At 26.0% G+C, this 21,279-nt stretch carries 22 protein-coding genes and 1 pseudogene; 15 read left to right on the top strand and 8 right to left on the bottom strand.

The window, feature by feature from the left end:
* The 3 genes and pseudogenes from N3D74_01260 to N3D74_01250 form a co-directional block, all read right to left on the bottom strand.
* Positions 1-694, bottom strand: a pseudogene (locus N3D74_01260) (ornithine carbamoyltransferase).
* Between the two features lie 52 nt (positions 695-746).
* Positions 747-1,991 (bottom strand): M48 family metallopeptidase, encoded by a 1,245-nt coding sequence (locus N3D74_01255; protein ID MCX8094807.1) that lies wholly within the window; start codon positions 1,989-1,991, stop codon positions 747-749.
* On the bottom strand, positions 1,984-2,322 hold the full coding sequence (locus tag N3D74_01250) for a divalent-cation tolerance protein CutA (GenBank protein ID MCX8094806.1): 339 nt from the start codon (positions 2,320-2,322) through the stop codon (positions 1,984-1,986). The genes N3D74_01255 and N3D74_01250 overlap by 8 nt, the downstream gene beginning before the upstream one ends.
* A gap of 82 nt (positions 2,323-2,404) precedes the next feature.
* Between N3D74_01250 and N3D74_01245 the strand changes: the two genes are divergently transcribed.
* The 11 genes from N3D74_01245 to N3D74_01195 all read left to right on the top strand — a co-directional run bounded on the left by N3D74_01245 (position 2,405) and on the right by N3D74_01195 (position 11,393).
* Entirely contained in the window at positions 2,405-3,085 is a 681-nt protein-coding gene (locus N3D74_01245; GenBank protein ID MCX8094805.1) for a thioredoxin family protein, read from the top strand.
* A 21-nt stretch (positions 3,086-3,106) separates the two neighbouring features.
* Positions 3,107-3,244, top strand: a complete 138-nt coding sequence (rpmH, locus tag N3D74_01240) for a 50S ribosomal protein L34 (protein MCX8094804.1) — start codon at positions 3,107-3,109, stop codon at positions 3,242-3,244.
* Entirely contained in the window at positions 3,244-3,585 is a 342-nt protein-coding gene (locus N3D74_01235) for a ribonuclease P protein component (protein ID MCX8094803.1), read from the top strand. The genes rpmH and N3D74_01235 overlap by 1 nt, the downstream gene beginning before the upstream one ends.
* On the top strand, positions 3,557-3,766 hold the full coding sequence (yidD, locus tag N3D74_01230; protein ID MCX8094802.1) for a membrane protein insertion efficiency factor YidD: 210 nt from the start codon (positions 3,557-3,559) through the stop codon (positions 3,764-3,766). The genes N3D74_01235 and yidD overlap by 29 nt, the downstream gene beginning before the upstream one ends.
* Positions 3,767-3,776: 10 nt before the next feature.
* Positions 3,777-5,150 (top strand): membrane protein insertase YidC, encoded by a 1,374-nt coding sequence (gene yidC / locus N3D74_01225; protein MCX8094801.1) that lies wholly within the window; start codon positions 3,777-3,779, stop codon positions 5,148-5,150.
* A complete protein-coding gene (locus tag N3D74_01220) occupies positions 5,147-5,656 on the top strand; it encodes a KH domain-containing protein (protein ID MCX8094800.1) in 510 nt (169 codons plus the stop codon). The genes yidC and N3D74_01220 overlap by 4 nt, the downstream gene beginning before the upstream one ends.
* Positions 5,646-6,992: a tRNA uridine-5-carboxymethylaminomethyl(34) synthesis GTPase MnmE gene (gene mnmE, locus N3D74_01215; GenBank protein ID MCX8094799.1), complete on the top strand. Its 1,347-nt coding sequence runs from the start codon at positions 5,646-5,648 to the stop codon at positions 6,990-6,992. Before N3D74_01220 ends, mnmE begins: the two co-directional genes overlap by 11 nt.
* A gap of 617 nt (positions 6,993-7,609) precedes the next feature.
* Positions 7,610-8,137, top strand: coding sequence for a folate family ECF transporter S component (locus tag N3D74_01210; GenBank protein MCX8094798.1), 528 nt, complete (start codon positions 7,610-7,612; stop codon positions 8,135-8,137).
* A gap of 14 nt (positions 8,138-8,151) precedes the next feature.
* Positions 8,152-9,381 (top strand): 2,3-bisphosphoglycerate-independent phosphoglycerate mutase, encoded by a 1,230-nt coding sequence (locus N3D74_01205; protein MCX8094797.1) that lies wholly within the window; start codon positions 8,152-8,154, stop codon positions 9,379-9,381.
* Between the two features lie 376 nt (positions 9,382-9,757).
* On the top strand, positions 9,758-10,912 hold the full coding sequence (locus N3D74_01200) for an alanine--glyoxylate aminotransferase family protein (protein MCX8094796.1): 1,155 nt from the start codon (positions 9,758-9,760) through the stop codon (positions 10,910-10,912).
* 31 nt (positions 10,913-10,943) lie between these two features.
* On the top strand, positions 10,944-11,393 hold the full coding sequence (locus N3D74_01195) for a nucleoside deaminase (protein ID MCX8094795.1): 450 nt from the start codon (positions 10,944-10,946) through the stop codon (positions 11,391-11,393).
* Here N3D74_01195 and N3D74_01190 read toward each other — a convergent pair.
* The gene (locus N3D74_01190) at positions 11,390-12,319 is read right to left on the bottom strand and encodes a hypothetical protein (protein ID MCX8094794.1); all 930 of its coding nucleotides are present in this window, start codon (positions 12,317-12,319) and stop codon (positions 11,390-11,392) included. The two genes, N3D74_01195 and N3D74_01190, sit on opposite strands and share 4 nt — an antisense overlap.
* A gap of 8 nt (positions 12,320-12,327) precedes the next feature.
* Entirely contained in the window at positions 12,328-13,728 is a 1,401-nt protein-coding gene (locus N3D74_01185; protein ID MCX8094793.1) for an MATE family efflux transporter, read from the bottom strand.
* 126 nt (positions 13,729-13,854) lie between these two features.
* Here N3D74_01185 and N3D74_01180 point away from each other — a divergent pair, with 126 nt between their 5' ends.
* From N3D74_01180 to N3D74_01165, 4 genes are read left to right on the top strand one after another with little or no spacing between them, the layout of a single operon-like run.
* A complete protein-coding gene (locus N3D74_01180; protein ID MCX8094792.1) occupies positions 13,855-14,487 on the top strand; it encodes a TetR/AcrR family transcriptional regulator in 633 nt (210 codons plus the stop codon).
* A gap of 54 nt (positions 14,488-14,541) precedes the next feature.
* On the top strand, positions 14,542-15,405 hold the full coding sequence (locus N3D74_01175; protein MCX8094791.1) for an ABC transporter ATP-binding protein: 864 nt from the start codon (positions 14,542-14,544) through the stop codon (positions 15,403-15,405).
* Complete coding sequence (locus N3D74_01170) at positions 15,402-16,439, top strand: ABC transporter permease (GenBank protein MCX8094790.1); 1,038 nt, start codon at positions 15,402-15,404, stop codon at positions 16,437-16,439. The genes N3D74_01175 and N3D74_01170 overlap by 4 nt, the downstream gene beginning before the upstream one ends.
* The gene (locus N3D74_01165) at positions 16,436-17,488 is read left to right on the top strand and encodes an ABC transporter permease (protein MCX8094789.1); all 1,053 of its coding nucleotides are present in this window, start codon (positions 16,436-16,438) and stop codon (positions 17,486-17,488) included. Before N3D74_01170 ends, N3D74_01165 begins: the two co-directional genes overlap by 4 nt.
* Positions 17,489-17,496: 8 nt before the next feature.
* On the opposite strand, the gene N3D74_01160 is transcribed toward N3D74_01165, so the two are convergent.
* Genes N3D74_01160 through N3D74_01150 form a run of 3 tightly spaced genes read right to left on the bottom strand, consistent with a single transcriptional unit; the run spans position 17,497 to position 21,239 of the window.
* Positions 17,497-19,725, bottom strand: a complete 2,229-nt coding sequence (locus N3D74_01160; protein MCX8094788.1) for a DEAD/DEAH box helicase — start codon at positions 19,723-19,725, stop codon at positions 17,497-17,499.
* Entirely contained in the window at positions 19,704-20,414 is a 711-nt protein-coding gene (locus tag N3D74_01155) for a hypothetical protein (GenBank protein ID MCX8094787.1), read from the bottom strand. Before N3D74_01155 ends, N3D74_01160 begins: the two co-directional genes overlap by 22 nt.
* Positions 20,415-21,239 carry a DUF4388 domain-containing protein gene (locus N3D74_01150; protein MCX8094786.1) on the bottom strand — a complete coding sequence of 275 codons (825 nt, stop codon included), beginning with the start codon at positions 21,237-21,239 and terminating at the stop codon, positions 20,415-20,417. It abuts the gene before it with no gap.
* Between the last annotated feature and the right edge of the window lie 40 nt (positions 21,240-21,279).

Genomic DNA, 21,279 nt, shown 5'->3' with positions numbered 1-21,279 from the left:
CATTTTCTTTTACTGCTTCAATTACATTTGGATCAAGTTCAAGACCTTCAGGATGTGCGAGAGTTATATTTAAGCCAAACTTTGATGCAACTGTAATAGCACTTTGAGGAACTGCAAGGGGTTTTTCTACTGATGGAGAATATGCCCAACTCATTACAAATTTCTTACCTTTCAAATCTCTTCCTTTCTTTTCAATTATTGTCATAATATCTGCCATTGCCTGACATGGATGATACATATCATCTTCCATATTAATTACAGGAATATCTGCCCAATATGCAAATTCTCTTATCATTCTATTTGCTTCACCGTAAATCCAATCAACTGGTTCACCATAACATCTTATTGCAATTCCTTCACCCATTCTAGATAAAACTCTCGCAACATCAGAGACTCTTTCGGTTGAATATGCAACCTCTCTTCCAGGAAGAGCAGGGGTGTAAATCTGCTTAGGATTAAGATCATGTGCATGTCCTCCTAATTGGTGCATTCCTGCTTCAAAAGAATTTCTTGTTCTTAATGATTGGTTATAAAAAATCATAAAAAGAGTTTTTCCTTTTAATAGTTCATGTGGTTCACCAGTTGCTCTTTTTCTTTTTAAATCCCAAGCAACCTCAAGAATTGTTTCAAGTTCTTCTTTGGTGTACTCAAGGTCAGTAATCCAATCTCTTCCTCTGAAACTTTCAGTCTTCATAATAACCTCCTAAATGAAATTTATTTTATTAAATTTTAATTTTTTATACATACTAAGTCAATGAATTTATATACTCTATTCTTTCTATTGGAGGAGGGTGTGTGTATTTAAATTTTGAAAAAAGTGGATGTGGAAAAATATTTGATAAATTTTCTTTAAAAATTTTTTTCAAAGAAGCTATTATTGAATTTTTATTAGTTAATTTTGCAGCAAACTCATCAGATTCAAACTCAAATTTCCTACTGATTGAATTTACTAAAAATTCAATAGGAAATAATATGCTAGATATAAATATTCCTGTATAAATTATTTTTAAATCTATACAATTATTACAAGAATAAAAAACTTCAGCAACTTTTGTATTTATTAATAAATTAAATAAAAAAATTACAAAAATTGTAAAAATTGAGGTAAGTATAAAAGATTTAAAAATATGCCCCTTTTTGTAGTGACCAAGTTCATGTGCAAATATTGATAAAATTTCTTCTTCTGTGTGATTTTTTATAAGAGTATCATAAAAAACAATTTTCTTTGTTTTTCCTAAACCAGAGAAAAAAGCGTTTGTGTGAGTCGACCTTGATGATGCATTCATAATGTAAATATTCTCAAATTTAAGATTAACTTTTTTAGTAATATCTAAGATTTTGTTCCTTAGATTTTCGTCTTCTAATTTTTCAAATTTATAAAAAAGTGGAAGAATTAACGAAGGATAAATTATATTAATTAAAAATATTATTCCAATAATTATAAGTGAAAGAGGTATAAAAAATTGTTTGAATTTTAAAATAAAGTTTATGAAAATATATAGAATTGGTAAGCCAATTATAATTGATAGTATTAGAATTTTTAATTTGTCGGTAATATATAATTTAGGTGAAATTTTTGAAAAACCATATTTTTTCTCAATTTTAAATGTAAAAAAGATGTCAAAAGGAAGATCAATTAAAATGATATAAACACCAGTTAATAAAAAGAAAATTATTGATTGATAAAATGTGTAATTTTTAAAACTTTCAGTATAGGTAATTTTAATTGCGATATTTTCAAAAAAAGGAAAAATATAAATTAAACCTATAATAATCAAAATAGTTTTAATTATTATCTCAATATTTAAAAGATTTGTTTTATCTTTGAGATAATTTATACTTTTTTGAAGAGTTTCTTCTTTTATAGTGTCTTTTAAAATATCAGGAACATCTTTCCCCTTTTTTATAGAATGTTTTAAATTTAAATTATTTAATAATAAATCCCAAAAATTAGATATTAGAATAATTAATATAAATATAATTTTAATCATTTTCTTCTCTTCTACTTGTTACTTCAAAAACCCAATCAAAATATTTTTTAAAACAATTTTCAATATCAAACGATACAATTTCAGGTACAATATAAGGATGTAGTTTTATTATAAATTCTTCAAGTTTTTCATATAAATTTTTTCTTGTTTTGATTAAAATTAACCACTCTTTTGTATCTTCAGTTTTATCCCTCCAGTAATAGATACTTTGAATTGGCCCTGTTATTTGAACACATGCTGCTAACTTTTGATCCACGATAAACCTTGCAAGTTTTTTAGCCTTTTCCATATCATCAATTGTCGTAAGTACCATTATTAATTTATCTTCCATCTTACCCTCCGTTATTAAAATTATAACAATATTGTGATATAATTTAAAAACTAATTTGAAACATATTAAGGAGGAATAAGATATGGGACTTATTCAAGAAAAAGATAAAAAAATAATTAAAGAAAGATTTGATAATGAATTAAAAGATGATGTTAGAATTTTATTTTTTAAAAAAAGTGGAGTAGGACTCTGGACTCCAGATGAAACAGAAGATAATGAATGTAGATATTGTAAAGAGGCGGAAGAAATTTATACTGATGTAGTTTCTCTTTCAGATAAATTAAAACTTGAGATATATGAACTTGGAAAAGATAAAGATATATTTGATCAATATAAAGTTGAAAGGATACCGACCATAGTTCTTCTTGGGAAAAATAAAGGTTTAGTAAGATATGTTGGTATTCCTGCTGGTTATGAATTTACCTCTTTTATAGAAGATATTATTGATATATCAACTGGAAATATCGATTTTAAAGAGGAAAATAAAAAGAAAATAGAAGAAATAAAAGATAAAGTTCATATTCAAGTTTTTGTTACTCCAACTTGTCCATATTGTCCAAGAGCTGTGAGAACCGCTCATAAAATAGCGTTTTTAAATGAAAATATAGTTGCTGATATGGTTGAAGCAACTGAATTTCCAAATCTTTCTGATAGATATAATGTTTATGCAGTGCCGAAAATAGTAATTAATGATAAAATAGAGTTTGAAGGTGCAATACCAGAAGATGATTTTGTTAATGAGGTTTTAAGAGCAGTATCATAAGATTAAAAGGAGGTATAAGAGATGAGAACAACATATCACCCTCATAAAGGAAAAAGAAGGAAAGTTCATGGATTTTTAAAGAGAATGAGTACACCAGGCGGTAGAAATGTTATAAAAAGAAGGAGGAGGAAGGGGAGAAAGGTTTTAACACCCAGATAATGGGTAAACTTGCAAAAAGACTTTCCAAAAAAGAGATAGATGAATTAATGAAAAATGGATTAAAATTTAAAGAAAAAAATATTACATTTATAATTTTGAAGAAAGAAGACCTTAAAGTAGCTTTTATACCTATAAAAACAAAAAGTTCTGTTGAAAGAAATAAATTGAGAAGGTTTATAAGAGAAATTTTTTATAAATATCAAAATCTATTTGATAAAATATGGGTAGCAATTATTATTCCACCTTTTGTTATAAAAAAGAAAAAAGAGGAAATTATGAATGATTTTGAAAAATTTTTAAGGAGATACAATAATGAAAAAATCAGTGCTTTTTCTAATTAAATTCTATCAAAAATTTATATCTCCTTTATTTCCACCTTCATGTAGATTTACACCAACATGTTCACAATATACATTTGAGGCAGTACAAAAATATGGAGTTTTAAAGGGTCTTTTTCTTGGAATGAAAAGGATTTTAAGATGCAATCCTTTCTTTCCAGGTGGAGAAGATCCTGTACCATAGAGGAGGAAAGATGAAGAGGTATTTAGTTTTATTAGGATTATTAATTTTTATTTTATTTACTGGAGCAACTTTTAAAGAACTAGATTTAAAAATAACAACTTCACCAATTGAAAAGAAAAACATTGGTGATAATTTTTATTTTGAGTTATCACTGAAAAATCTTGGAGAGGAAAAAAAGAATTTAATAATTCAAATTGAGTCACTATCAAATTTTTCAGATTTTGGACCTTTTGAGTTATTAGAAACAAAAAAATTATTAGATTCAATAAAAAAAGATGAAGAAAAAAAGGTTACTTTCAATTTAAGATTAAAAGAAGATATAAAACTTGATGAATATACATTTTTAGGAAGCATAGAGTACGAAGAAGGTGGTTTAAAGAAATTTTATAAATCTCATTTCCCATTAAAAATTGTTGGTAAAGGTGGATTTCTTCAATTTTCTTCAACTCCAAATGTAAAAGCAACTTATGAAACTCTTATTGCCTTATCTGTTAATTTAAAAAACACAGGAAATTCTGAAGCAAGAGAGATTAAAGTAAAGATAAAAGAAAATGATTATTTTACTGAATACATAACTGGAAAAAATACTTATCTTGAATCACTTCAACCTGGGAAAAATGCAACATTTACGTTAAGATTAAAACCAAACGAAAATGTTACACCAAAAAGTTTTAATATTCCAATTATGGTTGATTATAAAGATGCTAGTGGAAATGAGTATAACATAGAAGAGGGTGCAACAATAAATATTGTGAGTAATTCATTTGTATATTTTGTTAGAAGGATACTTGATTTCTTTTATGGCATTATTCCAAATTATGGAATTGCAATTATATTCTTGACCCTCTTAATAAAGTTGATAATTCTTCCATTTACAATACAACAGATTAGAAATATGAGTAAAACACAAATGATAACTCCTGAACTTCAAGCAATTCAAAAAAAATATAAAGATGATCCAAGAAAAGCACAAGAAGAACAGATGAAATTGTATAAAAAATATGGAATTAACCCTACAACTGGGTGTTTAATGTCAATTTTACCTCTTCCAATTTTGCTTGTTCTTTTTTCATCTCTAAATGGTTATGTTAAATTACTAGATCAAAAATTTTTGTGGATAAATAATCTTGCTGCACCAGACCCAACTTATCTTATTCCAATTCTTGTTGCGTTAACTACTCTTTTACAACAATGGGTATCAAGTGGAAAAGATCCTAATGCAAGAATTTTTATGATAATGTTTCCAATTCTAATTGCTTATTGGGCACTAACATTCCCAAGTGCCATTTCAATATATTGGATTTTTTATAGTATCTTTTCAACTGTTGAGTATTTCTTTATAAATAAAAGATATCAAGAAGCATTGAGTAAGATAAAGAAATGATGGACAAAATCTTTAATGTTAAACTTGGCGAAAAAGATGCATCAAAAATTGTTAAGGGAATTTTAGGATATTTTTTTGAAAAATTTGGGGAGAAAATTGATTTTGAAATTAGAGAAAAGGATGAAGAGGTTTATGTAAACATATTACAACTATCTAAAGAAAAACAGGCTTTATTTATTGGTAAACAAGGAAAAGTTTTAGCCACAATCCAATATTTATTAAATTCAATAATTCACAGAAATTTTAAAGATAAAAGACTCTTTATTGTTGATATTTCAGGATACAAACAAAAACAGATTGATTATCTTAGAAATCTCGCAATAGAAGCAGCAATTAAAGCAAGAAAAACAAAAAAAGATCAGATACTTCAACCAATGAGTGCTATGGCAAGAAAAATAATTCACACAACTCTTGCCAACAATCAATATGTTTACACATATTCAATAGGAAAAGAACCAAACAGAAGGGTTGTTGTTGCTTTAAAATCAACTGATAATGACCAGTGATACAATTGCAAATATTTCAACACCAAGAGGTTATGGTGCAATTGGAATTATTAGAATTTCAGGAGAAAATTCATTATATATTTTAAAAAAATTATTACAAAAAGATATTAATATTGAACCTAGGGTAGCAAAACATTTTTTCTTAAAAGATAAAGATGGTTCATCACTTGGAGATGCAATTATAATTTATTATAAAGGCCCAAATTCATATACTGGAGAAGACATTGTTGAAATTCAAACTCTTTCATCTCCTGTTCTAATGAATAAAATATTAGAATTAATTGTTGAATATGGCGCAAGATTATCTAGACCAGGTGAATTTACTGAGAGAGCATTCTTAAATGGAAAAATTGATTTGATTAGGGCAGAAGCAATTAATAGAATAGTTTATTCACAAGATTTAATAGAATTAAAATCTTCATTAAATGTTTTAGAGGGGAAGCTAACAGATGAAATAAAAAAAATAATTAATGATTTAAATGAATTAATGCTTTCTATTGAAGCATCAATTTCTTTTCCAGACGATGTTGAATTAATAAGAGAAGAGGAGATATTTAGTAAAATAAATAAAAATTTATCTTCGATTGAAAAAATTCTTGAAAGATATGAAAAATCAAAGCCATTTGTTGATGGAATTAAACTTGCAATTTTTGGAAAAGCAAATGTTGGTAAATCTTCTCTATTTAATATATTTATGGAAGATGAAAGAGTAATTGTTTCATCCATTCCTGGAACAACAAGAGATGTCGTTAAAGAAAGAATCTATTTAGATTATCTTCCTGTTGATATAATCGACACAGCAGGAGTTATTAAAAAAATCGAAAATGAACTTGATAAAATTGCACAAGAAAGAAGCGAAAAAATTTTAGATTCATCAAATTTAATAATTTTAATGTTTGATATATCTACAGAATTAAATGAAGATGATTTATATGCAATAGAAAAAGTAAAAAATAAAAATTATATACCAGTTTTAAACAAAAATGATCTTCCTAAAAAAGTTGATAAAAGTAAACTTGAGGAGATTTTGAGAAAAGAGGTCATTTCTATCTCATGTATAACAAAAAATGGAATCAGTGAGTTAAAAAATAAAATATTAGAAAACTTTAAAGAGATACCAAATTCAGATCAGATTTTATCTATTTCATCAAGAGAAAAAAATCTAATTATTCAAGCAAAAAATATATTAAAAGAAATAATATTAAATAAAGAGGAAATTGATAAAATTTCAATAAATTTAAAAGAAGCAATCAAAGCATTAAAATATGTAATTGGTGAAGAATTTGATCAAGATACCTTAAAAGAGATATTTGAGAGATTCTGTATAGGAAAATAATTTTTATTTATTTTTAGGACAATTAATATTACAATCACTACAATCAAAACACTCGCTTTTATCTATTAAAAAAGTCTCGTCATTTTCACAAACTGAATTAGTAAAGCATCCTTTTGTGCATTTTTTACATTTTATATAATTATTTGCAATCACATTCTTTATTTAATCACAATTTTTCTCCTAATTTTGAAATTAATCCAAGATATGCACCAAAAGAAGATATAATTCAAAAGAAAGTTTTTTATATTTATATCATTAATAAGACAGAACAACTAGAGACAAAAGCAGTATTAAAAAATTAATTTATGCAATTTAATGAAAATAAAAATTTTTGAAAATTACATAAGATAATATTTAAAGATTTAAAAGATAGTTTATATATCTTAAAATTAAGTTAACTTTTGGCTTACACCTTATAACTTTAATAAGTTCCTTTTTTGTTTGATTAAATTTAACTTAATATCTCTTTTGTAACTTTAATTAAACCAATTTTATTATTTTTCTTTTAAATTTTCTTTTAAAGTTTTTATATTTAAAAAATAATAACATGTTATTTATTATATAATTTTATTTATATATAATTTTATTTAATGATATATTAGAACTAGGAGGTATTAATGTTTAAAACAAAAACAATAACAATATTAGCATTGTTAACTGCGTTAAGTATAGTTCTTACTAGATTATTAAGTATTAGAATTTCTATTGGAGGTGTTGAGGGTATTAGAATAGGATTTGGAGATTATCCAATAATTTTAACTGGAATAATTTTTGGTCCAATATTAGGAGGTATTGTTGGAATAATTTCAGATATAGTTGGTTATTTTATTAGTCCAATGGGTCCATATATGCCTCATTTTACTTTTACTTCAGCTTTAAAAGGAATTATACCTGGTTTATTAAGTTTTTATTTATTTATAAATAAGAAGAAATTAATAAATATAATTTTTATATTTGCAATAACAAAATTAATAACATCCACCATTATTATATATTTTATTAATTTATTATTTAAGCTTCCTTTATATGTTCTTATTCCTCCAAGAATAATAAGTTTATTAATTGAGGTTCCTGTATATACAATTATCACTTATCCTTTATTATTACAATTAAAAAATATTTTTAATATAAGTACTGAAAATTAAAATGGAGATTTAAAATGGATAGAATTGAAATTTTAAAAGAATTGATTGAAGAAAATAATACAAAAATTTTACTTATTGTTCTTGATGGTTTAGGTGATATACCAAGCAAAAATGGAAAAACACCGCTTGAAAGTGCAAATACACCAAATTTAGATAAATTAGCTAAAGAGAGCGCACTAGGTATGCAAATACCTGTTTTACCAGGAATAACACCAGGAAGTGGACCTGGACATCTTGCTCTTTTTGGATACAATCCTCTTAAATATGAAATTGGAAGAGGAATTCTTGAAGCACTCGGGGTAGGCTTAGATGTTACTGAAAATGATATTTGTATTAGGGCAAATTATGCTAAAGTAGATGAAAAAGACGGAAAACTTATTGTTATTGATAGAAGAGCTGGAAGATTGTCAACTGAAGAAAATATTTTATTAACGGAAAAAATAACTAAAAATATAAGTGAAATTAATGGAGTAAAGATTTTTATGAAACCTGGAATGGAATATAGATCAGCAATAGTATTAAGGTTCCCATACAAAGTTAATGAAGAGATGTGTAAAATTTTAGAAACTGACCCACAAAAAGAGTACAAAGAGATAATTTCTCCAGAACCGATGAATGAAAGTTCAAAACCTACCTCAGAAGTTTTAAAAGAATTTTTAAGAAGAATAAGAGAATTGCTAAGAGAAGAAAAAGGGAATTTCCTTCTTTTAAGGGGTTATTCATCTCCTCCAGATATTCCAAAGTTTAATGAGATTTATAAATTAAGAGCACTCTCAATTGCGACATATCCAATGTATAAAGGGTTAACAAAACTTCTTGGAATGGAAGTTATTAATTTTAATGGATATTCAATAAAAGATGAAGTTGATGTTTTAAAAGAGAATTATAAAAATTATGATTTTATTTATTTCCATATTAAAAAAACAGATTCTTATGGAGAAGATGGAAATTTTGAAAACAAAGTTAAAGTAATAGAAGAGTTTGATAGTTATCTTCCAGAAATTTTATCATTAAATTTTGATGTAATATGTATAACAGGAGATCATTCAACACCAGTTCCAATGAAATCTCACTCATTCCATCCAGTACCTGTTTTATTAAATTCACCATTTATCTTTAAAGGTTTTTCAGAAAGATTTACTGAAAAAGAATCTTTAAGAGGAGAATTAGGTATAATTAAGGGAGAAGATATAATGTCACTTTTACTGGCCCACTCGAGAAGACTAAAAAAATTTGGTGCATAAATTTATTTAATGTAATAGAAATAAAAAGAGATTTTTATAATTATTACATAAAAAATTTATGAATAGAATTAAAAATTAGTTTGTTTGGAAGAAATTTATAAATGAGGAACTTTATTTCTTAATTTACAGTTTAGGATTTACTCAATGGTTTTGTAAAATTAAGTAATGAAGATTTTGTTATGCTTTTAATAAAGAAGAGATATTTGATTTCTTTTGTGATTAGTTTAATATTAAAACAGAAGAATGAGAAGTTATTTTCTTGGGTATCAATTTATTAAATACATTAAAAAATTTTTAAACTTTGATTCCATCATAACACTAAATAATAGAAAAATTGAGTTTTATTTAAATAATTTTTTAAAAAAGGAGGGATAATATGATAGACAAAGAATTTTTAATGATACCTGGCCCAACACCACTTCCACCAAAAGTTGTTGCTGCAATGACACAACCTATGATTAATCATAGAGGACCTAAATTTAAAAAAATATTTCTTGAATCAATTGAACTATTGAAAAAGATGTTAAATTGTGATGATGAAGTGTATATGTTTGGGTCGTCTGGAAGTGGAGCAATGGAACTTGCAGTACAAAATTTTTCATTAAGAGGTGATAAAGTTTTAGTAATTGATACAGGATTTTTTGGACAGAGGTTTTATGAAATTTGTTTATCTTACGAGAGAGATCCAATTAGATTAAAATTTCCATCTGGAAAAAGTGCAAATATAAATGAGATCCTTGAAGTTGTTAATAAAAATAAGGATATAAAAACAATTTTTATAACACACAACGAAACCTCAACTGGTATTATAAATGATATTAAAAATATTTCTAAAAAATTAAAAGAGAAAACAGATGCTTTAATTGTTGTTGATGCAGTAAGTTCAATAGGAATTTCTGAGATAAATATGAAAGATTGGGAACTTGATGTTGTGGTTGCAGCATCTCAAAAGGGACTTATGTCACCACCAGGCATTGGAATTGTTGCTGTAAATAAAAGAGCCCTTGAATTTACTTTGAATAATAAAACAGATTCATATTATTTTAATATTAAAGAACTTAAAAAGAGACATGATTTAGGAGAACCATTTACAACATTTCCAGTTTCAGTTTTATTTGGCTTAAGAGAAGCATTAAATATACTTTTTGAAGAAGGGCTTCAAAATGTCTATCAAAGACATGAAAATTTTAAATATCTTATAAGAGAGTCACTCAAACTAACAAACTTAAAATTTCTTGCAAACGATGAAGATTCATCTCCTTGTGTTACTGCTATTCTTCTTCCAGAAAATATAAATGGAGAAAATTTTGTAAATAGATTAAGAGAAAGATATAATATTGAACTTGCAGGAATGTTTGGAGATCTAAAAGGTAAAGGTTTTAGAATTGGACATATGGGATTTATGAATTCAAATGATTTGCTTGTGACTATTTCTGGAATTGAATGTACCTTGAAAGATTTTAATTATAATTTTAATTTTGGTGAAGCAACAAAAAGATTTCTTGATTTAAGAAGAGAAATGAATATTTAAAACAATAATAAATTTATAATAAAATTAAAATATGAGAAAGAATCTTGATCAATTTATGGAAATTGCAATTCAAGAGGCAAAAAAGGGTTTAGAAGAAGGTGGAATACCAATTGGTTCAGTTTTAGTGAGTAAAGATGGAAAAATTTTAGGAAAAGGTCATAATAGAAGAGTTCAAGATAATGATCCACTTGCACATGCTGAAATTGTTGCAATAAGAAACGCAGGAAGAATAAAAAGTTATAAAGACAAAATTTTATACACAACTCTTATGCCATGTTATTTATGTTCTGGTGCAATTGTTCAATTTGGAATTAAAAAAGTAATTGTTGGAGAATCAGAAACTTTTTCTGGAGATAGAAAATTTCTTGAAGAACATGGAGTTGAAGTTATTGATTTAGATCTTGATGAATGTAAAGAGTTAATGAAAAAATTTATTAATGAAAAACCTGAATTATGGCTTGAAGATATAGGAGAACTTTAAGAACTATTTTTATTTTTTGTTAAATATAAAAGAATATTCAAAGGTATCAACATAGTTGGCCAAGGTATTTGACCTAATATAACTATTAAACTACTTTTAGGATCTAGAAATTGGAGTGAAAGAACAGTTGCTATTGCAATATTATTGAATGTCTTTGAATTAGAAATTGCTATTCTATCTGGAATTTTTAAAAAGAAAGGTGCAAAAAAGTTTATAATTTGAAATAAAATAAATTCAGAATATAAAATTAAAATATATTTTATAACTAATAAAGGATTATTTCTAATATATTGAGCTGTAATTGAAATAATTCCAAGAGATAGAAGAGTAACAAAAATCAAAGTAATTATTTTGCTATTGTTTCCTATAAAATTTGTAAAACCTTTAAAATATTTTTTTATCGGAAATGATAATATCAATGGGATGAAAATTAATCTTGAGATTGTTATAAAAACTTGAAAATAATCTAATTTTATTACTTTTCTAAAAAGTATAAAAAAGAAAATTGGAATTAATATTGGTGCTAAAATATGAGTTAAGATAGTTATTAAAACAGAGAGAAGAGTGTTTCCATTTGATAAGTCTGTCATCGCAGATGCAGCAACACCAGTTGGAACAAGAGCTAAAAGCATAAGCGCACTTAAAAAATAGTAATCTGAGGTGAATGATCTATATACAAGATAAATAATTATTGGTGTTATGATTGAATTTATTAAAAGAATATATAAGACTAAAAGAGGTTTTTTTATATAGATTCTTATACAATTAAAATCAACTTTCAAAAATGTTATTAAAAGAATAATCATTAAAAAATATGTAATATATTTGGAAAAAATTTCAAAATATGGAAATAAAATTCCAAAAATTACAACTAAAATCAAAAAATAGGAACTATACTTCTCTATTAAATTTATTAAACTCTTCATAATTATTTTTAAACCAAAACCTCAACTTTTTCTTCAATGACCTTCTTTTTCCAACCACCTTTTAGAAATAGAAATGTTGCAACAAGAGCAGTTATAAAATTACTTAAAGTCATTCCAATCCATACACCTGTTGAATTCATTTTTAGTGTAAAACCAAAAATATAACTTAAAGGAACTCTTAATCCCCATAATCTTAAAAATGCAATAATCATATTTGGAGTGTTATGTCCAGATGCTTGAAATGCTGACATAATACCTCTTATCACTCCAAACAATGGAATTGCTGGTGCAAAATAAAGCATAAATCTTCCACCTTCTTCAATAATTTCTATCTCATTAGGAATAAATAACATCACTAATTGTTTTCTAAATAAAACTAACACAAAAGTCTCTATACATAAAACAATAAACATAAAAAACATTCCCCTTTTCGCTGCAAAAGATGCTCTATCAATTCTATCTGCACCAAGCGATTGTCCAATTATTGTTGTAAGACCTGTAGCAAGCCCATCAATTGCAATAAAAGAAAATGAGAGTAGTCTATCGCCTATTCCATATGCTGCAATTGCAACTCTTGCATGTTGTAATCTTCCAATAATTCCAGTTAAAACAACAAAACCAAATGCTTCAGCGCTTTGCCCTATTGCAGCAGGAAGACCAATCTTAAATATTTTTTTAATCCAAATAAAATCTGGTTTTAAATATTCTTTTTTAACATGAATTCCCCTTTTTCCACTCATAAGATAGTACATTGCAATTGCAGATGCAATAAACATTGAAAATATTGTTGCAACAGCTGCACCAACTATTCCCATTTTAGGGAATGGGCCAAGACCAAAAATTAAAACTGGGTCTAAAAAAATATTTAAAATATTTGTAAAGACAGAGACATACATAGGAGTGAGGGTATCTCCATAAGAAACCATAACTGCTCTAAAAATTCCATTTAAAAACATAAAAGGAAAACCTAAAAAAATAACTTTAAGATAAGTATTTGCAACTAAGGTCAACTCTTTTGCATTTGTTAACACATTTATTAAAAATGGGATAAAAAAGAATCCAAATATTCCAAGAAGTGTTCCAAAAATAAAAGTTAAAGTTACAACTTGAGATGCTGCAATATTTGCTTTTTCATGTTCTCTTGCTCCTGTATATTGAGAGACAAGAGCAACTCCTGCCATTGCAAAGCCAGACGCAAAAGAAATTAAAAACCACATACTAGGAAATGCAAGTTGAAGACCTGCTACAGCATTTCCACTTTCTCCCTGTGGTAGATGTCCTAGCCAAAATGTATCAGCAAGGTGGTAAACAGTTTCAAGAATAGAAGAAATCATTACTGGCCATCCAAGTTTCCACATAATAGGAAAAAGAGGCTTGTTTAATACTTCATCAAGTGTTACCTTCTTCATTCTTAACTTCCTCCAACAATCTATAATAATTTATCATAAATTTTAGTAAAAGTAAAACTTGAATTTGTAGTTTTTGATTTGAATATGACTAATGAGTTATAATTTTAAAAGAAGGAATTAAAATTTATGCCAAAAAATACTTTTTTTAATTTAAGTGCTAAAAAGAGGAAAAAGATATTAAAAACACTTATAAAATATTTTGGAAAAAATCCATATGATAAGGTCGACATAGATGATGTTGCAAAGGAATGTAAAGTATCTAAAGGCAGTATGTATCAATATTTTGTTAATAAAAAAGATATGTATTTTTATGCCATAAAAGAGGCAATAAAGAAAATGTTTGAAATTTCAAAGAAAATTGATTTTGAAAAAATAAATGTTTTTGATTATCTTATTGAATCCTTTGAATCAAATTGGAAACTTTTCTTAGAATATCCAGATGAATATCTTCTTCTTGAAAGAGCACTTTTTGGTTTTGATATTCAATTTAAAGAAGAGATAAATAAACTTTTTTTGAATAAATTTAGAGAGAGCTTGAAATTAATAATAGAAAAAAACCAAAAGAATGGGTTTGTAAGAGATGATATACCAATAGATTTGATTCTTATTTTTATGGAAGGCGCTGTAATGAATTTCAAAAAATATATAATAGATTATGCATTAAATAAAGGAATTTCATCAAAAGAACTTCCAGTTAGTTTTTTGAAAGAACTTCAAAATTATTTTGTTAAATTATTAAGAAACGGATTATCTAAATAACATGACTTGATAGTCATATGACTAATCAGTTATAATTATCCAAAAGGAGGTTTTATGGAAAAAGTTATAGAAGCAAATAGAATAACATATAGTTATGGAAAAAATCTTGCAGTTGATCATATAAGTTTTTTTGTTAACAAAGGAGAGATATTAGGTTTTCTTGGGCCAAATGGTGCAGGGAAAACAACCACTTTTAAAATGTTAATAGGGCTTCTTAAACCAAATGAAGGTGAAGCAAAAATTTTAGGAATTGATGTATCAAAAGAGCCTAAAAAAGTTCAAAAGCATATTGGTGTTTGTTTTGAATATACAAATTTGTATGAAGATTTATCTGCAAAAGAGAATCTTATTCTTTTTGCAAATTTATTTGGAATAAAAAATTTTAAACCAGATGAACTTCTTGAAAAAGTTGGATTAAAAGGAAAAGAGAAAGATTTAGTTAAAACTTTTTCTAAAGGCATGAAACAAAGATTAATGGTTGCTCGCTCTTTAGTAAATGATCCAGAGATTCTTTTCCTTGATGAACCAACGCAAGGTCTAGACCCAGTTTCTTCTGAAGATATTAGAAAAATAATTATTGAAGAAAAGAAAAAAGGAAAAACAATATTTTTAACAACTCATGATATGTATGAAGCAGATGTTTTATCTGATAGAGTTGCATTTATCAATAATGGAAAAATAGTCGCTATTGATAATCCACTAAATTTAAAAACTAGATTTGGAAAAAGAGGCCTTAAGATAATACTTCAAAAGGAAAATGGAGAAATTTATGAAAAAGAAATAATACTTGATAGAGATGAATCTATTGAAGAAATATTAAAAACTTTTAAAAGTGAAAAAGTAGTTACAGTTCATAGTGAAGAAGCCACCCTCGAAGATATTTTTATACAAATAACAGGAAGAGGTCTAAAGGAATGAATTTAAAAAATATAATAACACTTACAAAAAAAGATTTAACACTCTTTTTCAAAAACAGATTTTTTTCTTTAATTACAATTCTTGGGCTTGTCGCTTACTTGATTATATATTTTGCTCTTCCAAAAACTCAAGAAGATAAAATAAAGATTGGGATTTATTCAGAGGTTCCTCTAACAAGAGTCTATTATTTTCTTGAAAAGCAAAAAGTAATGATTTTACAAGCAAAATCAGTAAATGATTTACAAAAACTAATTGAAAGAGGAGAAATTTCATTTGGCTTATATTTTCCAGAAAATATAGAAAGAAGTAAACTTATAAAAATTTTTATAAATTCAAATACAGAAGAGGAGATGAAAGAAGCATATGAATATATAGCAAAAGAACTTTATCATACAGAATTTGGATATTTTTTGAATATAGAGAGCGAAAATGAGATTATAGGTGTTGATATGGCAGGAAAACAAATTCCAACATCTAAAAGATTAATTCCTGTTTTTGCATTTTTTCTTATTGTTACTGAAACTCTTGGTTTAGCAAATTTAATAAGCGAAGAGTTAGAAAATAAAACGATCTTTGCTCTTCTATCAACTCCTGTTACAATTGGAGAAATTTTCTTTTCTAAATCTATAATAGGTTTAATAACAACTTTAATTCCTTCTATATTATTCACAATAATTACTACAGGATTTAAAAGTTTCCCATTGATATTTTTAATTCTTTTTTTAGGAAGTTTGTTCTCAATAAGTATCGGTTTTTTAATAGGTTCAATAGCAAATGACATGATGTCTATAATTGGATATGGATTTCTTGTTTTTGTTATTTTTTTAATTCCCTCTTTTAACATCTTAGCCCCAGGTTCTTTAACAGGTTGGGTAAAATTAATTCCATCACATTATATTACAGATGCTCTTCATAAAATTATTAATTTTTCTTCTTCTTTAGAAGAAATAAATTTAAATATCTTAATATTAATATTTACTTCGGCAATTTTATTCTTATTTGGTTCTTTTTTTCTTAAAAGGAGATTAACATGAGTTTTAAGAGAATATTTATTTTATTATTAAAAGAATTTAAAATAGGCTCAAAAAGATTTATTATTATTTGGTCCCTCCTTGCCCCATTTTTAATATCAATTGTTCTTTCTTTACTTCTTGGCTCTTTTTATATAAGAACACCAAGATTAGGTATTTATTTTGAAGGAGAGTCAGACATTAAGAATATAATATATGAAACAAAATCAATAATTACTAAAGAGTATAAATCAATTGATTCTTTAAAATCAAACGTTAGTAATGGAATAATTGATATAGGGATAGTTATTCCAAAATATTTTGATGAAAAATTAAAGAGTGGCGAAAAGGTAATTTTAAAAAGTTATATATTTGGTGAAAGTTATGCAAGGAATAGAGCAATAATTGTTGTTACTTTAGGAAATATAATTCGAAAATTGTTTCAGAAAGATATTAAAGTTAATATTGAAACTGAAGAGATAGGAGAAAAAGGACTTTCAATTAAATTAAGAGTTTTTCCATTAATTGTAATGATAGCTATATTTTTTGGTGGATTGTTTATTCCATCAACATCGTTAATTGAAGAAAAAAGAAAAAAAACTCTTGATGCATTAAAGGCTTCATCACTTCAGTTAAATGAAATATTATTTTCAAAGTGGTTATTTGGTTTTATTGTAAGTTTATTTACTGGGATAATTATTTTAATTATTAATAATATTTTTATGATTAATCCTCTTATGTTGCTAGTTTTAACATTTTTAGGTACAATTATGGCGACATTTTTGGGAATAATTCTTGGGATTTATCTAAATGACTTTGCGACTCTTCTTTCATTTTGGAAAATTGGAGGAATAGTTCTTTTCTTTCCAGTAATTCAAACTCTATTTCCAAAAATTCCAGAAATTATATCAAAAATTTTTCCTACTTATTACCTTATTAAACCAATTCTTGAAATAGCAGAAAAAGGGAGATTAGAGAATTCTATATTTTATATATTAATTTTAATATTAATGAACTTAACACTTTTTATAATTTTAAGCCTTTCAATAAAAAGGAGAGGTGAATTTTTGTAAAATTAACTCTATAAATTCAAAATTTTCTCTAAAATTAAAATAGCACCTTTTTTATCGAGTGGTTTATTTTTATTTCCACATTTTGGAGAGTAAATACAAGATGGGCAACCATCTTCGCATTTACAATTTTTAATTACATCAAGTCCAAAAGTTAATAATTTTTCGATATAATCAAACCCTTTTTTTGAAAATCCAACTCCCCCAGGATAAGCATCATAAATAAATATTGTTGGTTTATCTGTATCTGGATGAATTGGGTGAGATAGGCCTCCAAGGTCTCTTCTATCACAAATTGCAATAAGTGGAAAAACGCCAATTAGAAGATGTTCTAGTGCATGAATTGAGCCATTAAAATCAAAATGGAACTTTAAGACATCTTTTTTAATTTCTTCGATTATAGTAAACCAAAATCCTTTTGTTTCAAAAACTATTCTTGGTAAGTCAAGTGGAAATTCACCTATAAGGTCATTTGTAAAATGTTTCCTTTTCTGATAACCATAAATTTGTGAAGTTACTTCTAATTCTCCGTAAAATATTTGAAGAGACCTTTCTTTTTTGTTATTCATCTCCTTTAGAATTTTTGTTGAAACAATTTCAAGAGATTGAGTATAATAATCAACCTCCTTTTTTATTAAATAAATTTCCTTATTTCTAATATCAAAATCATTTACAACAAATGAGTCTCCTTCAAAATAGTAAACTGCACCAGGATGTGCCTCTGAATATGCTCTTCTTTCATCAATTCTTTCAATTTCTTTTTTATCTTCATCATAAAGAATAAAATCATCTTCTTCAAAACTTCTAAGGGTGACATTTTTATGAGGAAAATTAAGAGAATTTGGAATTAATCTACCATCAACTTCTTTTAATTTATCTTCTTTTTTTAAATTTTCACATACATCTTTAAAATAAAAATCATCGTTTTTATGAATTGGAATTTCAAATGATGCACATAAAATATGTTTTTTTAATAAATGTGGATTTTCTGGATCAATAATTAAATTTTCTGACCCCTTTTCAAAAATTTCCTCTGGGTGATTCACTATATATTCATTTAAAGGATCTTTATCAGCAATAAATATTGTGTACCCCTCTCTTTTTCTTCCTGCTCTTCCACTTTCCTGCAAAAATGAAGATATTGTTCCTGGATAACCTACAATTAAAACTATATCAAGGTCACCAATATCAATTCCAAGTTCTAATGCATTTGTTGAAATTACAAAATTTATATCTCCTTGAAGGAGCTTTTTCTCAATTTCTCTCCTTCTTTCTTTTGAATAACCTGCTCTATAAGGTAAAACTTTTTTAGTTAATTTTTCATCTAATTTCTCTCTTAAATATCTATATAAAAGTTCTACCCCTTTTCTACTTCTCATAAATGCAATTCCTCTATAATCTGAATTTACTAATAGTTCTGTTATCCACATTGCTTCAATAAGAATTGATCTTTCATCTGGTGTTTTAATAAAAATGAACTTTTTCTTTTTTCTGGGAGTTTTATCTCCTCTAATTATTTTTATTTTTTCACCAAAAAGATTATAAAAAAACTCCTCTGGATTTCCAACTGTTGCTGAGGAAAAAACAAATTTAACATCTTTTTCATAAAACTTGAAAATTCTTTTCATTCTTTTTATAAGAGAAGAGATATTTGAACCAAAGACTCCATTATAGATATGTGCCTCATCGAAAACAATATAAGAAAGTCTGCTTATAAATCTACTCCAATTTGTGTGGTAGGGAAGAATAGAATAATGAATCATTTCTGGATTTGTAAATAAAATTTGTGCTTCCTCCCTTATTTTCTTTCTTAACGAAATATCTGTATCTCCATCATAGACACCACATTTAATTTCTTCTGTGAGATTTAAAATTTGCCTTTCTTGATCTCTTGTTAGCGCTTTTGTTGGATAGATATAAATTGCTTTTTCACCATTTTTTATAAATTCATATATAGGTAAGTGAAATGCAATTGTTTTTCCTGATGCAGTTGGAGATATAATAGCTATATTTTCTCTATTTTTAATTGAGTTGTAAACTTCCTTCTGATATTCATAAAAAAAGTTTATTCCGATTTTTTCTAATTTATTTTTTAAATTTTCATTTAAAAAGTCAAGTGGAATTAAATTTGGTTTAATTTCATCTAATTCAACAATATTTCTTATATTATTTTTATAATTTTTTGAATTAATTATTTTTTCAATTAGCGGATCTTTAATTATTCTTTTCCTTTCACCCAACCCCAGAGAATAAATGTTATAAAAGATAAAATTATACCAACAAAAGCTAAATGATAAAAAACACCAAAGAACATTTGTGGAACATAGAAAAATAGTGGAAAACTAACACTCATCAGATTAACTAAACCTCCAACAAAAATAGAAATTATTGAAGCAATAAAGAAAGGTAATTTAACAGCTCTTAAAAGTGCATAAATAAGAAAAGCAACAAAAATTGCTCCGATAAAGAATGCAAGAGTTATTAAAATTTGCGTTGGCTTACCTGTTATAAGATAAACATAATCAAAAACATTTTTTAATTGAAATTTTTCTGTTCCTAAAGAAGATAATAAATATTCAATGAAAACAATAGAAAAGAAAAGGAGAATAACAAGAATTCTTCCAAAAATTAAAGAAATTGTATAATTTCTACTAATTTCAATATCAAACATTTCAAATATTATAAAGATCGAAATTATAACAATTGAGATAAAATAAACAGGAATAAGAGGTATACCTTGAATACTTAAACCTCTTAATAAAGCAAGATATCCAGGAAAACTTACAAACTGAATTATAGAGAGAATTCCACCTATCAAAAGATAGAAGAATGCTAAAGATACACCTCTTCTAATTTTTAAAGCAATTAAAATGAAAAAGTGGAATATTAAAACAAGAATTGCAGGATACAAAAAATTCTCTAATCTCATTTACTCCTCCTTTGTTAATCTTTCTATTACTTTTATTTTTTCAAGAGATATATTGGCTATAATTTTTGTTTCTTTCAGAAGTTTTATAAAACAACTCAAAATTTCTTGTTTTGAAATTTTTAATTCATTTGCTATATCTTGTAGACTTCTAACTCCATCAACTTTAAATAGAACTTTTTCACAAATTGTTCTTGGTTGAGAAAGTCCTAAAATTGATAAAGCATCTTTTACAGGAGTGATAACCCTTTTTGGAATAATTTTTGATAAATCTATCTCAATTTCTTCTGCTTTTGTTAAAAGATTAAATGAAAGCAAAAGATAAATTGATTTTAAAGTTTCAAACTCAGAAAATGGTGAAATTTTAAGTGCCTCTTTTATGCTTTTTTTATCTTTAAATAAGTTTAGTACTTGCCATTCATCAGAAGAAAGACGTATTTCACTTGCTTCAACATTTGGATTTGTTTCTAAAACAGTTGCAAGATCTGGTATTTTTGAATATAATACTTTAATTTCATCCGCTTTTCTTATTGCTTCAAGTAAAAGATTATCAAAACTTTTTTCGATTTTTGGTGTTATATTTATATTTTGTGTTTTAAAAGTAAAATTACCTTCACTCATCAAAAAAATAGAATAAAATGCTTCTTCTCCCCTTTTATTTCCACAAATTGCATCAACTATTTTTCCACCCATAAAATAGATTTCTCCATTTAATAGTTCATCATTTTTTTTACCTGATATAACAAGAACTCCTGTCTTTGTTCCGAAGGAGAGAAGGTTCAACACATCAATTAAAGGAAAGTCTTTAATATTACCTTCAATTCCCATAATTTATCTCCTTGAATTTTAATATATCAACTTTTAATTT

The organism is Caldisericia bacterium, from assembly GCA_026414995.1.
GTDB lineage: Bacteria > Caldisericota > Caldisericia > B22-G15 > B22-G15 > JAAYUH01.
The sequence above is the reverse complement of the archived record's forward strand: the minus strand, read 5'-3'. Positions and strand labels throughout refer to the sequence as shown.

Bases quoted from the DNA above. Each gene is read 5' to 3' on its own strand.
- N3D74_01255 (MCX8094807.1), bottom strand. From the start codon at position 1,991: ATGATTAAAATTATATTTATATTAATTATTCTAATATCTAATTTTTGG.
- N3D74_01250 (MCX8094806.1), bottom strand. From the start codon at position 2,322: ATGGAAGATAAATTAATAATGGTACTTACGACAATTGATGATATGGAA.
- N3D74_01245 (MCX8094805.1), top strand. From the start codon at position 2,405: ATGGGACTTATTCAAGAAAAAGATAAAAAAATAATTAAAGAAAGATTT.
- rpmH (MCX8094804.1), top strand. From the start codon at position 3,107: ATGAGAACAACATATCACCCTCATAAAGGAAAAAGAAGGAAAGTTCAT.
- N3D74_01235 (MCX8094803.1), top strand. From the start codon at position 3,244: ATGGGTAAACTTGCAAAAAGACTTTCCAAAAAAGAGATAGATGAATTA.
- yidD (MCX8094802.1), top strand. From the start codon at position 3,557: ATGAAAAAATCAGTGCTTTTTCTAATTAAATTCTATCAAAAATTTATA.
- yidC (MCX8094801.1), top strand. From the start codon at position 3,777: ATGAAGAGGTATTTAGTTTTATTAGGATTATTAATTTTTATTTTATTT.
- N3D74_01220 (MCX8094800.1), top strand. From the start codon at position 5,147: ATGATGGACAAAATCTTTAATGTTAAACTTGGCGAAAAAGATGCATCA.
- mnmE (MCX8094799.1), top strand. From the start codon at position 5,646: ATGACCAGTGATACAATTGCAAATATTTCAACACCAAGAGGTTATGGT.
- N3D74_01210 (MCX8094798.1), top strand. From the start codon at position 7,610: ATGTTTAAAACAAAAACAATAACAATATTAGCATTGTTAACTGCGTTA.
- N3D74_01205 (MCX8094797.1), top strand. From the start codon at position 8,152: ATGGATAGAATTGAAATTTTAAAAGAATTGATTGAAGAAAATAATACA.
- N3D74_01200 (MCX8094796.1), top strand. From the start codon at position 9,758: ATGATAGACAAAGAATTTTTAATGATACCTGGCCCAACACCACTTCCA.
- N3D74_01195 (MCX8094795.1), top strand. From the start codon at position 10,944: ATGAGAAAGAATCTTGATCAATTTATGGAAATTGCAATTCAAGAGGCA.
- N3D74_01190 (MCX8094794.1), bottom strand. From the start codon at position 12,319: ATGAAGAGTTTAATAAATTTAATAGAGAAGTATAGTTCCTATTTTTTG.
- N3D74_01185 (MCX8094793.1), bottom strand. From the start codon at position 13,728: ATGAAGAAGGTAACACTTGATGAAGTATTAAACAAGCCTCTTTTTCCT.
- N3D74_01180 (MCX8094792.1), top strand. From the start codon at position 13,855: ATGCCAAAAAATACTTTTTTTAATTTAAGTGCTAAAAAGAGGAAAAAG.
- N3D74_01175 (MCX8094791.1), top strand. From the start codon at position 14,542: ATGGAAAAAGTTATAGAAGCAAATAGAATAACATATAGTTATGGAAAA.
- N3D74_01170 (MCX8094790.1), top strand. From the start codon at position 15,402: ATGAATTTAAAAAATATAATAACACTTACAAAAAAAGATTTAACACTC.
- N3D74_01165 (MCX8094789.1), top strand. From the start codon at position 16,436: ATGAGTTTTAAGAGAATATTTATTTTATTATTAAAAGAATTTAAAATA.
- N3D74_01155 (MCX8094787.1), bottom strand. From the start codon at position 20,414: ATGAGATTAGAGAATTTTTTGTATCCTGCAATTCTTGTTTTAATATTC.
- N3D74_01150 (MCX8094786.1), bottom strand. From the start codon at position 21,239: ATGGGAATTGAAGGTAATATTAAAGACTTTCCTTTAATTGATGTGTTG.